The sequence below is a fragment of the Capnocytophaga sputigena genome, assembly GCF_900446695.1.
Lineage (GTDB): Bacteria > Bacteroidota > Bacteroidia > Flavobacteriales > Flavobacteriaceae > Capnocytophaga > Capnocytophaga sputigena.
Genome location: NZ_UAVP01000008.1, coordinates 365,413 through 381,522 on the forward strand (window position 1 = coordinate 365,413; position 16,110 = coordinate 381,522).

Annotated in this window: 10 protein-coding genes; 1 reads left to right on the plus strand and 9 read right to left on the minus strand. The window is 39.7% G+C overall.

All coding sequences use genetic code 11. From position 1 onward, the window contains the following. Window positions 1-3: 3 nt before the first annotated feature. Window positions 4-3,045: a SusC/RagA family TonB-linked outer membrane protein gene (locus DR017_RS08145; protein WP_002677657.1), complete on the minus strand. Its 3,042-nt coding sequence runs from the start codon at window positions 3,043-3,045 to the stop codon at window positions 4-6. Between the two features lie 416 nt (window positions 3,046-3,461). On the opposite strand from DR017_RS08145, the gene DR017_RS08150 reads away from it, so the two are divergent. Then, on the plus strand, window positions 3,462-4,166 hold the full coding sequence (locus DR017_RS08150; protein WP_002677890.1) for a tRNA1(Val) (adenine(37)-N6)-methyltransferase: 705 nt from the start codon (window positions 3,462-3,464) through the stop codon (window positions 4,164-4,166). A 75-nt stretch (window positions 4,167-4,241) separates the two neighbouring features. On the opposite strand, the gene DR017_RS14355 is transcribed toward DR017_RS08150, so the two are convergent. The 8 genes from DR017_RS14355 to DR017_RS08190 form a co-directional block, all read right to left on the minus strand. After that, window positions 4,242-10,679 (minus strand): T9SS type B sorting domain-containing protein, encoded by a 6,438-nt coding sequence (locus DR017_RS14355; protein WP_232755720.1) that lies wholly within the window; start codon window positions 10,677-10,679, stop codon window positions 4,242-4,244. Window positions 10,680-10,788: 109 nt separating this feature from the next. Further along, window positions 10,789-11,976 (minus strand): threonine ammonia-lyase, encoded by a 1,188-nt coding sequence (gene ilvA / locus DR017_RS08160; RefSeq protein WP_002680270.1) that lies wholly within the window; start codon window positions 11,974-11,976, stop codon window positions 10,789-10,791. A 124-nt stretch (window positions 11,977-12,100) separates the two neighbouring features. Continuing rightward, a complete protein-coding gene (locus DR017_RS08165) occupies window positions 12,101-12,754 on the minus strand; it encodes a porin family protein (protein ID WP_040361441.1) in 654 nt (217 codons plus the stop codon). Between the two features lie 271 nt (window positions 12,755-13,025). Beyond that, the gene (locus DR017_RS08170) at window positions 13,026-13,832 is read right to left on the minus strand and encodes a leucine-rich repeat domain-containing protein (RefSeq protein WP_002680377.1); all 807 of its coding nucleotides are present in this window, start codon (window positions 13,830-13,832) and stop codon (window positions 13,026-13,028) included. A gap of 2 nt (window positions 13,833-13,834) precedes the next feature. Next, window positions 13,835-14,137 (minus strand): type II toxin-antitoxin system RelE/ParE family toxin, encoded by a 303-nt coding sequence (locus tag DR017_RS08175; protein ID WP_002680339.1) that lies wholly within the window; start codon window positions 14,135-14,137, stop codon window positions 13,835-13,837. Then, window positions 14,128-14,298 carry a hypothetical protein gene (locus DR017_RS08180; RefSeq protein ID WP_002680379.1) on the minus strand — a complete coding sequence of 57 codons (171 nt, stop codon included), beginning with the start codon at window positions 14,296-14,298 and terminating at the stop codon, window positions 14,128-14,130. Before DR017_RS08180 ends, DR017_RS08175 begins: the two co-directional genes overlap by 10 nt. Before the next feature lie 79 nt (window positions 14,299-14,377). Then, window positions 14,378-15,190 (minus strand): leucine-rich repeat domain-containing protein, encoded by an 813-nt coding sequence (locus tag DR017_RS08185; protein WP_002680311.1) that lies wholly within the window; start codon window positions 15,188-15,190, stop codon window positions 14,378-14,380. Between the two features lie 85 nt (window positions 15,191-15,275). Continuing rightward, entirely contained in the window at window positions 15,276-16,097 is an 822-nt protein-coding gene (locus tag DR017_RS08190) for a mechanosensitive ion channel family protein (protein ID WP_002680401.1), read from the minus strand. Window positions 16,098-16,110: the final 13 nt, after the last annotated feature.

A 16,110-nucleotide genomic window follows, 5' to 3' on the forward strand; every position in this document is an offset into this window, starting at 1 on the left:
ACATTACAATTTTACTTTTACGTTAAATCCTATACTACGCAAGCTAGGTTGCATAAAATAGTCGTTACCTTGACCATAAGTAGCGGTAGAAGGGGTAAGCTCAGGATCGAAAGGAGCTTTGTTGTAAATCATCCACACGTTGTTACCTATCACCGATACAGTAAGTTCATCAATTTTCTTTTTAAACCATTTTGCAGGGAAAGTATAGCTTACCGCTAATTCTTGCAAGCGTACATTGGTAGCATCATAAGTGTAATAGCCTGCTAACTCACTATCGCCTGTACCTACTAATTCGTAATATTTTTTAGCGTCATATTTACCTTGACCAGGGAGTGCTACACCTCCATTATCACGGGCAATAGCTGAAGTTTTAGACACTCCAAAACGATCTAATATCGCTTGAGTAGAAGAAGTTACGATACCTCCAAAACGACCACTGACAAGGAAACTCAATCCAAAACCTTTATAACCAAAGGAGTTGTTCCAACCCAAAAGGAAATCGGGAGTGGTTTTGCCTAAATACACTGGTTTTTGGTTCTCTAAAGTTAAATCGCCACTTTCAGGAATATTGATGTAACCTTGATTGTCTTTTTTCAAGAATTTAGAGGCATATACATCACTGATACTACCTCCTTTTTTAAGGATAGTTCTACCATTTTCTTTGCTCACTTCATCTATATTGAAAGGTTGCTCAATAAAAGGGTGTTTATAGTTTTTTACCATTTTCTTAATCACGTTTTTATTACGAGTATAAGAAACTGAACTAGCAATATCCACACCGCCTATTTGGTTGCGATAACCTACACTCAATTCTATACCGCTATTTTGCACATCACCCGCTTGCAAATAGATATATTTATAACCTGTAGATTCTGGTAGGTTAGCGATAAAGGTTTGGTTATAAGTATTAGAGCGATACCAAGTAGATTCGATATTAAAGTGTTTGAAGAGTCGCAAGCTAAGCCCTAATTCATAAGATTTAGTACGTTCTGCTTTAAAATCGGCATACGGATATATCTCTTCAGGTTTGATCACACCTCCTATAATTTTTTGGGTAATAGTACCAGGAGTACGACCTGACCAAGCGATAGGTGAAGCCACTTCAGTATATGAACTTCTCACTTTGAAATAATTCAAGAAAGCAGGCATCTCACCCATTTCGGAAATCACGGCAGAAAAACCAATTGAAGGGTAGAAATAAGATTCTTCTGCTGAATTTACTAAGCGAGAATCCCATTCGTTACGTCCTGAAAGAGTAAGATAAGCACAACGTTTGAAGCCTATTTCGGCATTTCCAAACACTGCTACATTGCGTCGGCGGGCATCGCCATATCTTTCGGTTATTTTGCCTTCAGAAGGTGTGATGTTTTGGATCGCAAATAGGTTAGGAACTAATTGCAAGTTACCACCATAACCACGTTCTATAGCATCAAAGTCGGAATAGCTACCCCCTAAGTTAAGCATCAAACTCCAATCATCAAAAAACTGTTTGTTGATAGTTCCGATCACATCGGTATAGAATTGATGATCGTTGTAGTTTGCATATTCATAAGCTCCATTAGGTTTGGCAAATATTTCATTTGATGAAGCGTAGAGTTTGCGTTCAAAATTGATATAACTCTTATCTAAACGCGCACGAGCTGCAACATTTGCCCAAGAGGTAATTTTGTAGCTAAGCCCTGCATTGAACATAAATCGGTCTTTGTTGTTAGATGCTAAGTTGCGATAGGCTGTCCAATAAGGGTTTTGAGGAGCAAATCTACTTTCGCTAATAGGCCAATATTGAGTAGCAAAATAACGAGAAGTATCGTAGCGTTCAAAAGTTTTTACTTTTTCAAAATCCTCACCACGAGGGTAGAGATAGGCAGCTACAATAGGGTTCCAATACTCACCTTGAGAGACCATATTCATATCTTTTTGTTTGATATATGAAGCTCCCAAATCTAATTGTACTTTATCTTCAAAAAGCGAAGTAGTGTTACGCACATTGAAGTTATAGCGGTGGTAGCTATTGTTAGGTACTACACCATTATTGTTAGTACTCGCTGCTGAGAAGAAGGTTTGATTGGTTTTATTACCCGCTGTAAGGGTGAACGAGTTGATAAAATTAGTACCTGTTTCAAAGAAGTCTTTTGCAGGGTCATAGCTGCTAGGAGTTGCCAATTTGCTACCCCAACTGCTATATTGCCCACTGCGGTTGCCATAAGTGTTTTGGAATTCAGGCAATATAAAAGGTTTGCTAAACTCGGTAGTAGAAGAGAGTGAGATTTGCATTTTGCCTTCTTTACCTTTTTTGGTATTGATAAGGATCACCCCATTGGCAGCGTTACTACCATAAAGGGCAGCTGCCGAAGGACCACTAAGCACTGAGATGCTCTCAATATCTTCAGGGTTGAAGTCGGCGATACCTTCACTACCTACACGACCTTCACCTTTGATACCACTGTTATCACCACCAGCTTGGGTGTTGAAAAGCGGAATCCCGTCCACCACATAAAGCACGTTGTTACTACCTTCAATAGATTTCTCACCGCGCATTATCACACGAGTAGCACCTCCTGGTCCTGAAGCACTTTTGTTGATAGTAACCCCTGCAACTTTACCGTTGAGGCTGTTCACAAAGTTAGGCGCTTTCACTTTGGTGAGTTCTTCGGATTTCACCTGTTGCACGTTGTAGCTCAACGCTTTTTCTTCGCGCTTGATACCTAAAGCGGTTACCACCACCTCGGAGAGTTGTTGGGTTTCCTCTTTGAGGACAACATTCATATTCAGTGTTTTGCCAGCTCCTGTTACCTTTTTGTCTTGAGCGACATATCCCACTGAACTAAACTCAATAGTTTCACCTTCTTTGGCTTGGAGGGTAAATTTCCCGTCAAAATCGGTAGAAACACCACGTGTAGTGCCTTTTACCACCACACTCACCCCAATGAGCGGGGTTTTGCTTTCATCAGTAACGACACCCGTTACCGTTTTATCTTGTGCATAAAGTCCTCCAAAAAGTAAGAAAAAGACACTAAACACAAAGAATAGCTTAGGGTAATTCATAAAATAAATGTTAAAAATTGACAATGCAAAAGTATAATTTTATCTTAAACGAAACAAGAAAAAAGCAGACGTTTTTTAAAAATAACTAAAAGAAGCTATGTTTGTTAGTTTATATAGAAAAAAGCACAAGAAAACTATGTTTGTACGCTATAAAAAATCTAAAAATGAAAGGAAGTTGGGACGTTTTTCTTTTTAACACAATAAAGGCAATAAAAAGGGCGGTTTTAACAAAAAATTATCTAAATAACGAGAGACGAATGATGAATGACAAATGACGAGAGACGAATGACAAGAGACGAGGGACGAGGGGTGGAAGTGACAAATAACGATTTAGAGATTTGAAGGTTTGGGGATTATTGCTATTTTTGCGGCGAAAACCCTGAATCCTGACACCTGAAACCTAACACCTAGCAACTATGAGCTTTCAATTTAAACAATTTAGTGTAAAGCAGGAGCAAACTGCAATGAAAATAGGCACTGATAGCGTACTTCTCGGCGCGTGGACTCCTCTTGAACAACCTCAAAGTATTTTGGATATTGGGGCTGGTACGGGCTTACTCGCCCTAATGCTCGCTCAGCGCTGTGATGCCCTTACCATAGATGCTGTGGAAATAGATGAACACGCCTATATAGAATGCACTGAAAATTTTGAAGCAAGTCCGTGGGGCGACCGACTTTTTTGTTATCACGCATCTTTTGAAGAGTTTTTTACTGAAATGGATGAGCCTTACGACTTGATTATCTCTAACCCTCCTTTCTACCCTACCGATTATAAAACTCCTGAAAAAGCACGCAACACCGCCCGTTTTAGCGATGCGTTGCCTCCTAAACAACTCTTAGAGGGTGTGAATCGTTTGTTAGCCATTGAAGGGAAGTTTAGCGTCATTCTCCCATATACCGAAAGTGAAGGTTTTATTACTTTGGCAGCTACTTTCGGGCTTTTTCCTCAACAAATCACTCATACACGCGGCAATGCACAAAGCGAACTCAAACGCAGTATGATGCTCTTTGCTCGCGCCCCTCAAGCCTCCTACCCCATTGATATCCTTACTATTGAAAAAGAACGAGGGGTATATACCGAAGCATATAAAGCACTTACAAAAGAGTTTTATTTGAAGTGAAGCGTAAGAAATGAAAATTAAAAAAGGCTATTCAGCGGGATGCTGAACAGCCTTTTTTGTGCTTTATCCTTAGGGTTATTTCTTGAGATATAACCAACCTACTAAAGATTCTTTATTGTTATTACTATCGTAATATTCAATTACATAATAGTACGTACCTTGTGGGAGTTTTTCGGCTTGCTCAACAGTCACACGTCCGTTAGAGATACCTCTAAACACGCGGGTAACGTTGTCATAACCTTCTGTCTCAAAGACTTTCACGCCCCAACGGTTGTAGATACGTACCACATTGTTAGGATAACGCTCGATTCCTCCAATATGGAAATAATCATTTTTGCCATCGCCATCTACCGACATACCATTGTAAGGCACGAGCTTATTCACTACCTCAATAGTAACCGTTGCTGAAGCGCAACCATCGGTGTTGCAAAGTTCATACACAAAGGTATCTATGCCTTCAAATCCTGTGTTAGGACGATATTCGATAGAGCCGTCGAGGTTTACAACTACTGTACCGTTGGCAGGGTTTGTTACCACATTAGGAGTGGTTGCTCCGTTAGGGGTATCGTTGCCCAATACATTCACCACTACTGGCGTGTTGATAGCGGTTGTAGAACGATCGTCTACTGCTATCGGCAACACTGGGGTAGTGCTTGTAGTCGTACCACTTATCGTTACTACGATGCTCGCCGTGCTACATACCGTAGGACTTGCTACCGCGCATATCGTATAGCTTATTGTATGGGTACCCGCAGGGGTGTTTGGTGCTACACTGATAGTTCCGTTAGGGTTCAAGGTGAAGCCTGTAGGAGTTGCTGTGTTCCAAGTGAGTGTTACTGAACTGATACTTGGATTTGGAACGCCATTCAACTTATCATTAGTCAATACACTTGGTGTAGTGCCACCCGCTGTGCTGGTGATGGTGGTTACACCATCGTTTACTGCTTCGATAGTTGTTGGTGTTGCCACAGTAGGAACAAACACTTTTACAGTGGCGGTAGCGGTTGCACAGTTATCAGGGTTCAAACGCTCACAGATACTATACACTATCTCGTAAGTACCTGATTTAGTTCCCGAAGGTACAGTAATAGTACCATCGTTGTTTAATGTAGGCGTTTTAGTTGCGCCTACTACATCGGTGGTGGTGGTTACTACGGTAAGAATCACATCGGTGGTGGTTGGCGTTTTAGTGCCGAGTTTGTCGTTGTCTAATACTGTACCTATAGTTGTTGTGGTGCTAGTACCATTGGTTATTGTATAAGTATCAGCTTTAGCAACTATTGGCGTACTGCCTACTTTTACAGTCGCAGTAGCTGTTGCACAGTTGTCAGGGTTCAAACGCTCGCAGATGCTGTATACTATCTCGTAAGTACCCGATTTAGTTCCCGAAGGTACAGTAACAGTACCATCGTTGTTTAATGTTGGCGTTTTAGTCGCTCCTACTACATCAGTGGTTGTGGTTACTACCGTAAGGATTACATCGGTAGTGGTTGGCGTTTTAGTGCCGAGTTTGTCGTTGTCTAATACCGTTCCAGTGGTAGTAGTGGTGTTAGTACCATTGGTTATAGTATAAGTATCCACTTTCGCAACAATTGGTGTACTGCCTACTTTTACAGTGGCGGTAGCGGTTGCACAGTTGTTAGGGTTCAAACGCTCACAGATGCTATACAATATCTCATAAGTACCCGATTTAGTTCCCGAAGGTACAGTAACAGTACCATCGTTGTTGAGTGTAGGTGTTTTAGTAGCGCCTACTACATCAGTGGTGGTGGTTACTACCGTAAGGATTACATCGGTAGTGGTTGGCGTTTTAGTGCCGAGTTTGTCGTTGTCTAATACCGTTCCAGTGGTAGTAGTGGTGCTAGTACCATTGGTTATGGTGTAAGTATCAGCTTTGGCAACTATTGGTGTACTGCCTACTTTTACAGTGGCGGTAGCGGTTGTACAATTGTTAGGGTTCAAACGCTCACAAATGCTATACACTATCTCATAAGTACCCGATTTAGTACCCGAAGGTACAGTAATAGTACCATCGTTGTTTAATGTAGGTGTTTTAGTAGCGCCTACTACATCAGTGGTTGTGGTTACTACCGTAAGGATTACATCGGTAGTAGTTGGCGTTTTAGTGCCGAGTTTATCATTGTCTAATACCGTTCCAGTGGTAGTAGTGGTGCTAGTACCATTGGTTACAGTGTAAATATCAGCTTTGGCAACAATTGGTGTACTGCCTACTTTTACAGTCGCAGTAGCGGTAGCGCAGTTATCAGGGTTCAAACGCTCACAGATGCTATACACTATCTCATAAGTACCCGATTTAGTACCCGAAGGTACAGTAACAGTACCATCGTTGTTTAATGTAGGCGTTTTAGTAGCGCCTACTACATCAGTAGTGGTGGTTACTACGTTGAGAATCACATCGGTAGTGGTTGGCGTTTTAGTGCCCAATTTATCATTGTCTAATACCATTCCAGTGGTAGTTGTCGTGCTAGTACCATTGGTTACGGTGTAAATATCAGCTTTGGCAACTATTGGCGTACTGCCTACTTTTACAGTCGCTGTGGCAGTTGCACAATTGTTAGGGTTCAAACGCTCACAGATGCTATACACTATCTCATAAGTACCCGATTTAGTTCCCGAAGGTACAGTAATAGTACCATCGTTGTTTAATGTAGGTGTTTTAGTCGCTCCTACTACATCAGTAGTGGTGGTTACTACGGTGAGAATCACATCGATAGTAGTTGGCGTTTTAGTACCCAATTTATCATTGTCTAATACCATTCCAGTGGTAGTAGTGGTGCTAGTACCATTGGTTATAGTGTAAGTATCAGCTTTAGCAACAATTGGCGTACTGCCTACTTTTACAGTCGCTGTGGCGGCTGCACAGTTGTCAGGGTTCAAACGCTCGCAGATGCTATACACTATCTCGTAAGTACCCGATTTAGTTCCCGAAGGTACAGTAACAGTACCATCGTTGTTTAATGTAGGCGTTTTAGTCGCTCTTACTACATCAGTGGTAGTGGTTACTACCGTAAGAATTACATCGGTAGTGATTGGCGTTTTAGTACCCAATTTATCGTTGTCTAATACCGTTCCAGTGGTAGTAGTGGTGCTAGTACCATTGGTTACTGTGTAAGTATCGGCTTTAGCAACTATTGGCGTACTGCCTACTTTTACAGTGGCTGTGGCGGTTGCACAATTGTTAGGGTTCAAACGCTCACAGATGTTATACACTATCTCGTAAGTACCCGATTTAGTTCCCGAAGGTACAGTAACAGTACCATCGTTGTTTAAAGTAGGTGTTTTAGTAGCGCCTACTACATCAGTGGTAGTGGTTACCACTGTAAGAATGACATCGGTAGTGGTTGGCGTTTTAGTGCCGAGTTTGTCGTTGTCTAATACCGTTCCAGTGGTAGTAGTGGTGCTAGTACCATTGGTTATGGTGTAAGTATCGGCTTTGGCAACTATTGGCGTACTATTTACTTTGATGACACTTGTTTTAGTTACTGTATTTCCTTGAGGGTCTTTTCCTACAAAGGTTACTGTTACTACTGATGTGTTGCACCAGTTCATTGGTTTTACAGCTGCAAAATCGTGAGTAAGCGTTGCTATACCACAAGTATCGGTAACTGTAGCCTGACCAAGCCAGTTGTTTACTGTCGTATCGATATTGGCAGCTGTACAAGTTACCGTTAAGGTTGCTGGTACTGTTAAACTTACAGTATTGCTGATGGTAACTGTTACAGCTACTTTATCTGTTTCGCAAGTAGCATTGAAACGACTTACAGTATAAGCATCAGTAGTGGTAAGCGTTTCATTGTTATTGGTTACCAAAGTACCATTTTTATAAACTCTTACAGTAGCGGTATCAGTTGCTACTTTGGCTTTTAATTCGGCTACTGTAGCAGCAGCACAGAAAGTATAGGTTTTTCCGTTAGCTGGTTTTTCTAAAATTCTTACATTATAGTTGAAAGTTACTGTATTAGCAGCGCAGGTGAGTCCTTGTGCTACCACTTGGTAAGTACCTGCGTGTTGTGCATCAATTGATGGTATTACCAACTGAGGGATGGTAGTAGTTAGCACATTTCCGTTAGGGAACGTCCATTGATAAGCAGTTGCTCCCAACGAATGCAAGGTAATAGTTACTGTCTCTCCTTTGCAATAAGCCGTTTGTAATGGTGTAGCCAACACCAATTGTGGGTTGTTGAGTGGCGTGATAGGCAATTCTTTCCAAACAGGATCGGAAGCACAAGCTGAATCGGTGATTTTCACCCAACGACTATTTTGTCCAGGGGTGAAAGTTCCTAAGTTGGTAAAGGTAACAGTACTTCCTTTAGCAGCTGTTTGGGTCTCGATAAGTGTGCCATTTTTCACATTGTACAAATCGTATTGATAAGTACCTGAACCGCCAATACCATTGATAGCTTTCACGACAATTTTACCGGTATTATCTTCACATTTGTAGCCTATATAGCCATTTCTATCGAAGTTGAGAAGCACATCATCTACACTGATAGTGAAAGTGCGTACACAACCATTGGTGCCATTGCTTGATATATAATCCACTACATCATTTTCCGAACTACTGATAGCATCTACCTTTCCTCCATACACAAAGGTATAGCTACCTTCAGAATTTTGGTTTCTCGGCAAGGAGAAATACTGGTCGGCAGAGGCAGGATTATTAGGGTCATACACTGCTTTGATATAAACAGTTCCTCCTATTTGTCTACTAAGACCACTACTTACCGTTACATCTCCTGCATTGATACCATTAGGACGCTTGTAAAGATACACATAAATATTCCTATTTCTATTTCCTGCTTTCAACCAATCCATGGCTGGATTTCCTTTGAAAGGATACACATTCACCCTTGCACATTCAGTTCTTGTTTCAGGTGTCAATGGTTTTTCTTGATAATCTGTAGGATAAGTGAGTTGAAATTTATCATTTGCAATAGGGTTTCTCGTATTACGCAAATAAATGACTTTTCCACAAGGGTCTTCTAACTTTATTTTGTAGATCCCTTCAGGAAGGGTAAAGTTCTTATTACGGTCATCTTGATAAGGGACTGCTAAAATATTATTAATACTTGAATTAGGATTTCTATAAGTGATAGTAACTGTTTCTCCTATCTTCAGTTTTCCTGGTTCTTCTGTATAACCTGCTGGAGCACTTTCCAAAGTTACTTTATAACCATTGACAGAATATATATTCTGAGATTTCATCTCTCTGAAAATCATCTCTATATACCCCTTCGTATTATTAGGGCTTCCAAAACACCTTGTAGCAATGGTAAATCCTGCCTGAGGTATTCGTGAATTGTAATAATCATCAAAACTTCCTGTTTTTGTAATTACCTGACCATCTACAGAAGTTAAAACGATTTCATACTCTTTACTTTTATCAAAAGGCACGCCACCATTCAAGACGGATAAATCCTTAGTCTCATCTTGTTTGATAGAGCCTGTAGCCACCTGTATCCCTGTAGCTTTTTCTTTTACTACATAAGTGGCAGGATCGCAAAACATAGGATTGAATAGTTTTACAGACATTTTAGGAGCTGTACAAGTACCTTCAAAATTTACATTTGCCCCCATAAAACGCATATCCCCTATAAGCATAGGATCTGCCTGATTATTACAATTATTATGTCCTTTGATACGGAAATAGAAATTTGGACGTTTAGTAGGGTCTGTTTGTAGATCTTTATAAGTGCGGTGGTGAGCCCCCAAATCGTAATAAACCATCTTTACATTATTAGCAACTGTTTTCCCCGCAGGCACTGAGAATACAGGGCGCCATTGAATATTAGGGTTATTCTTATCCCCACCATAAATGTGTTGTAAATCATAATCAGAATAAGCCGTATACTCATACAGAGCCAAAAGCTCTGGCGTGTTAAAATATTTGTACAATGGCGAATTTGTATTTCTCCCATCATAACGAATATCTAAATAGTTGCAGTCTTTATTACCCGAAGCATCTAAAATGCTTCTATAGGGTTGATCTCTACCAAAATCATTCGTATTTCTATTAGGTGTAGGGAAATCACGTTGTAATGTATGTATGGTAACAGGCACAGGTACAGAGGTATTACTACTAATCAAACGCGCTTTGTAACTACCTGCTGGCATATTATAGCCTGTAAGTTTTACAAAACTTACAGCTCCCTCTTTGTCGCTTTCTGTAACGGTAAAGGTACGCGTACCGGTATAGGTTGCTGGCATCTCAACAAGCTCTACTACATAAGTCTTACCTGCTTGAGCATTTTGTATTTGGAAACGCAACTGACCTGTTGGGATACAATTGAGTGAGTTGTTAGTTGCTTGGAAGTTCAGTGTTTCATTACCAGGAGCGGCTTGCGTTACTTTCGAAAAGGTGGTTACACGAGTTTGCTCCAACGCCTTGCATATATTCTCATCGCAAGTTCGAGCACTGAGTTTTGCAAAGGAAAATAAAAGTGTAAATAATACTAATAGTGATTGTAATTGTCTATACGTTTGTGATAACATTGAGGTATAATTAGTGATTTTAGCGGGCAAAAGTAGAAAAAATATTTTACAGTATTATATAAATATCACGCTTTAATATTTTTTTAACACACTATCCCCTCTAACTACCCTATTCTCTCTTTACTTTATACCCTCTTTTTTCAAATGTTTGCACTAACTGCTGGATATGGTCGGTGCCATTGGTTTCGACTGTGATGAGCACCTCCTTATCGCGGAAACGAGAAAGGTTCTTAAACTGATTGTGAGCGAGTTTCACAATATTTGCACCTACTTCGGCGATGATATGAGTGATTTTAGCAAGTTCCCCAGGACGGTCGGGGATGCTTACTGAGAAGTTAAAAATACGATCACGACTCACCAATCCTTTGTTTATCATTGAAGAAATCATCAGCACATCGATATTACCGCCACTCACTACGGGCACGACATTCTTATTGCGGTCGGTGAGTTTTTTAAGGGCAGCCAAAGGCAATACCCCTGAGTTTTCAGCTATAATTTTATGTTTTTCAGCCAGTAGTAAGAAGGCCTCGGTGAGTTCGTAGTCGTCTACGGTTACTACCTCGTCTACATATTTTTTGATATACTCAAAATTGAGTTCCCCTATGCGTTTTACGGCAGTACCATCGGCAATGGTATTGGCTTCGGGCAGAGTAACGAGTTTATTTTTCTTAAGCGCTTCGGTAGCCGAGGCAGCTCCTGAGGGCTCTACCCCTACAATTTTTATATCGGGTTTAATTTGTTTAGCGGCACAAGCAATACCCGAGATGAGTCCGCCACCACCTATAGGCACGACTATCACATCGGTTTGAGGCAATTGTTCAAGGATTTCGAGGGCAATAGTACCTTGTCCTTCAAGCACATCGGGGTCGTTGAAAGGATGGACAAACACATAACCTTCTTTTTCTTCTAACTCTTTGGCTTTCTGATAAGCATCGTCGTATACATCGCCGTAGAGCACCACCTCAGCACCGTATTTTTTAGTAGATTGTACTTTGATAAGAGGTGTAGTTTTAGGCATTACAATCACCGCTTTGATACCCAACTCGCGGGCAGCATAGGCAACTCCTTGAGCGTGATTACCCGCCGAAGAAGCAATCACTCCGCGTTGTTTTTCCGCTTCGGTGAGTTTGAGCATTTTGTTATAAGCGCCACGAATTTTGAAAGCTCCTGTTTTTTGGAGATTTTCGGGCTTGATGTAGATGTTGTTTCCTGATTCTTCACTGAAGATAGGACTATAGATAAGAGGTGTAGGAAGGAGCACATTTTTAAGGTGCTCACGTGCTGTGGTAAAGTTCATAATTTTCAATTAACAATTGATAGTTAACAATTAACAATTAGGTTATAGGTCGCAAAGATAGTTAAAATAAATTTCAATTTACAATTACAAATGAAAAATAACCAGTGGAAAGTGATGTACAAATTTAAAACTTATACGCTACTCCTGAAGAAGTGCTAAAAAGGTAAAACCTCGCTTTACTGAGATTTAAAAGCTCCTTGTTGTTATGTTCTGACACGTTGAATACACTCATAGAAAACCGTTGATCTAGAGTGAAAATCCAATGTTTGCGCTCAATGAGTATACCTGCGCCTATATGCCACATCAGTAAGCTCTTCTTAAAACGACGGCTATTAGCAAATGAAATATCATAAGTTCTATCCGAACCATTCTCGCGCCATAAATAAAATTTAGGTGAAAAACCTGTTTGCACAAAACCTCTAATAGGCTGTTTGCCTTCATATTGTAATAATAAAGGCATATCAAAATGTACAAAACGATAGCCCGAATAAAAAGATTGTCCTTGATAAACGCCATCGAAATCTACTTCGGCAATACTGAACATTCCTTCAATTTGCAAAGTAAATCTTTCTGGTAGAGGAATCCTAATAAAACCTCCCACATTCAAATAATTTCTAAATTTACCGAAACTCACAGATGAAGAAGGCACATTGGTAGTAACTGGTCGCATACTTTGTACCATAGTAAAAGGATAAGAAAAACGTACCCCTATAGCTGCCTGTGAAAAACCGATTGTTACGATGCTAAAAAAAGCGATAAAAGTCAAAAAATGTTTCATATAGTCTTGAAATTTGGTGATTTGCTAATTAATGTGGGTTCAGCGTAAGTGATTATTTAAAAATCAGTAAAATATTTTTAATCTCCCACAAAGACAGCGAGTTGGCACAGCTGGGTATGTGAACACGAATTTTCACGAAATTGGGAGCATAAAAGTCTTTATTTTTTTATTATCTCACGAATTTTCACCTGACGGTGAATTTTTTTTTGTGAATATATTATGGTATAAAGCTGTAAATCAATAGTTTGTTATATTAAACTGATGTTAATTATTATGGTTTTGCTTGAATTTTAGCAGCAAACTCTTTCCAAAAAGGCGCAGCTTTGTATTTTTCTACTGAAGTTTTGGGCACATATACCTTTTGTAAATTAGTATCTTTGAAAGGATAATTCACTAAAGTAGGTGGGGTTACGGCATTGATAGTAACTGTTTTAAGATGTTGGCAATACCAAAAAGCGTCGTATCCTATAACTTTGATTGTAGCGGGGAGAATGACATTCTCTAACTCCGTACAACCCGAAATGCCCACAGTTTCTATTTCGGTAATGCCTGTATTTTCCAAGTTGATTTCTTTTAGATAATTCCACCCAATAGCACCAAATCCTAATACTTCTACTTTATTGAAGTGTAATTCTTCGAGATTATAAGACATTGATAACACGCTATAAGGCAGTCGTTTTATATTGGGAAGGGAGAGTTTTCTGATTTTGGTTTTGAAAAAGGCTTTATCGCCAAAAACTACTGTAGCATTGGTATTAAAAGTAACAGTACCACTGAGGCTAGCTTCTTCAAAAGCACTTTCTTCTATTTCTTTGAGGTTGTTAGGGAAAGTAATCGATTGTAGATTTTGATGTTCTTTAAAAGCCTCTTTAGCAATAGTATTGACGCGCCTTAACTCGCTATCGGCTTGCATATCCAACTCGGTAGTATTAGGGTTTTTCCATTTGATGAGTGTACGACCATCGATTGAGATGTCGTAATCGGGGGTAGAGCGATAAGAGACTGAAGAATTATCATCGCTCTTAGAACAACTTGCCAAAGTGATAAAGACAAGAGTAAAAAGGATGAGGGGTTTCATTTTTAAAAATCAAATAAATCTAAACTATCCGGATTTCTACGATTGTCCCAAAAAGAAAGAATACGAATGATATTATCCTCTACTCTATAGAAAATAGAGTAATTGTAAAATACTAAAACAGAGCGAACATCTTCATAATCTTCTTCTATAGGCCAAATATATGGATCTCTAATAAGAGACTTAGCTACTTTTTGTGCTTCAGCGTTTAGTTTAACTGAATAAGCATTACTTTTAGTTCTTTTTTTCCAATAGATAAGAATTTCTTTCAGTTCCTCCTTTGCTTTAGGAGTCCAAACTACGACCATAATATCGCATCCATTTCACGTTCTACTTCTTCTTGAGGGATATGTAGTCCTGCTTTATCTTCCTCTAATCCTTTTTGTATGCTATATCTTTTAGCTTCTTTTTGTTGTTCAAAAAGAAGTGTATCTTCAGTTAGGATATCATTTATAAGTTCTGCTTCCATAGTTTCTATAATTTTGTTGCAAATGTATGCAATAAAAATCAATTAGCAATGAATAAGTAACGTTATTTTAAGGCTTTAGTTATAACTTATGGATTTTATCGGCTAAAGCTTTCCATTGGGAATCTCTTTTGTATATATCAATCAAATCATCGGGGGTGGCAGGCACATATACTGTGGGGTAAGGGATGCCTTGAAAAGGATTGCCTTCAAAATAAGGGGGATAAAGCGCAAGTACGGTGAGATTCTCTAAGGACGTACAATTAGCAAAAGCCTTGTCGCCTATAGGTTTGAGGTTCATTGTTACCGAGAGAACCACCCTTTTGAGGCGTTTACAGCCGGCAAAAGCCTCTGTACCTATGGCAATAGCTTCGGCTTGAGAGAGGTCTATTTGTTCAATAGCTGTACAGCCTTTAAAAGCCCCTTTGCCAATTTTGCCTGTCTTTGCAAAAGTAACATTTTTCAAAGCAGTACAATTTGCAAAAATCTCTGCCGACAACTCTTTGGTTTTAGGAAGTGTTATTGAAGTAATACGGGTATTGCTAAAAACTCTTTCACCCAACACTACATCAGAATAAGAATTGAAGACTACTGAAGTGCGGAGGTCGGTTCCAGCAAAGGCTTCGGTAGCTATTTCTTTGAGGTTATTAGAAAAAACGACCGATTGCAGTCGGCTACAACCTTTAAAGGCTTTTTCGGCAATAGTATTCACCTCACGCAAACGGCTATCAGCTTGCATATTGACCCCAGCGGTAAGGGGATTGAGCCATTTCACTAAGGTTAAGCCATTGGGACTGAGTTGGTAGTCGGACTCAGGTACATTCACACTGTCGTCATCGCTTTTGGAACAGGCGATTAGTGTAAGCAGGAGGATCAAAAAAGTGGTATTTTTCATTTTAGTTTGATTATTAGAGAGACTAGGAAAAGAATCTCGGAGAAACTTTGAAGAATCTCCGAGATTAGAATTCTCATTTTTTACTTTATTGATGCACTTGTACTTGTGGGAATGGGATTTCTATACCCGCAGCATCGAAGCGATTTTTGATGGTTTCGACTGTGCGGAAATAGCACTCCCAATAATCGGGGGTAAGACACCAATAGCGCAATGAAAGGTTTACAGAGCTATCGGCTAACTCCTCTACATAAACCACAGGATCAGGCTCAGGAAGGGCTTTGACTTCCTCTTTGGCAATTTGCAAGAGCACTTCACGGGCTTTCTGAATATTAGAACTATAGCCTATACCTACAAGTACATATACGCGGCGTTTTTCCTCCTTGCTGTAGTTGATAATACTATTACTAAAGAGCTGGGTGTTAGGGATTATTGCCTGCTCATTATTGGCTTTGTTGAGGGTAGTAGCAAAGAGACCTATATTTTTCACGGTACCTTTTGAATTACTCGCCTCAATAACATCGCCTACACGGAAAGGCTTGAAAATGATTATCATTATACCGCTGGCAAAGTTAGATAACGACCCTTGTAATGCCAAACCTATTGCTACAAAACCACTGGTAATAATAGCGATAAACTGGGTAGCTGGCAAACCAATCACCTGTACTATGGTGAGGAAGAGGGCAATATGAAGTATCCAACGCACTACCTGCAAAAGGAAATTTTGCAAAGCGAGGTCTACCTCACGGCGTTCCATCATTTTTTTTATCAATTTTACAATAAAACGAATGATGTATCGCCCTATAAAATAGAGAGCAATAGCCCCAATTATTGTAGGGGCATAGTTGAAGAGTCCTTTAATCCAATCTTTTATCAGACTCTGAAAATCAATAGGTGAAAATTCGGGCATATTTATTCAATTA

Bases quoted from the DNA above. Each gene is read 5' to 3' on its own strand.
- DR017_RS08145 (WP_002677657.1), bottom strand. From the start codon at position 3,045: ATGAATTACCCTAAGCTATTCTTTGTGTTTAGTGTCTTTTTCTTACTT.
- DR017_RS08150 (WP_002677890.1), top strand. From the start codon at position 3,462: ATGAGCTTTCAATTTAAACAATTTAGTGTAAAGCAGGAGCAAACTGCA.
- DR017_RS14355 (WP_232755720.1), bottom strand. From the start codon at position 10,679: ATGTTATCACAAACGTATAGACAATTACAATCACTATTAGTATTATTT.
- ilvA (WP_002680270.1), bottom strand. From the start codon at position 11,976: ATGAACTTTACCACAGCACGTGAGCACCTTAAAAATGTGCTCCTTCCT.
- DR017_RS08165 (WP_040361441.1), bottom strand. From the start codon at position 12,754: ATGAAACATTTTTTGACTTTTATCGCTTTTTTTAGCATCGTAACAATC.
- DR017_RS08170 (WP_002680377.1), bottom strand. From the start codon at position 13,832: ATGAAACCCCTCATCCTTTTTACTCTTGTCTTTATCACTTTGGCAAGT.
- DR017_RS08175 (WP_002680339.1), bottom strand. From the start codon at position 14,137: ATGGTCGTAGTTTGGACTCCTAAAGCAAAGGAGGAACTGAAAGAAATT.
- DR017_RS08180 (WP_002680379.1), bottom strand. From the start codon at position 14,298: ATGGAAGCAGAACTTATAAATGATATCCTAACTGAAGATACACTTCTT.
- DR017_RS08185 (WP_002680311.1), bottom strand. From the start codon at position 15,190: ATGAAAAATACCACTTTTTTGATCCTCCTGCTTACACTAATCGCCTGT.
- DR017_RS08190 (WP_002680401.1), bottom strand. From the start codon at position 16,097: ATGCCCGAATTTTCACCTATTGATTTTCAGAGTCTGATAAAAGATTGG.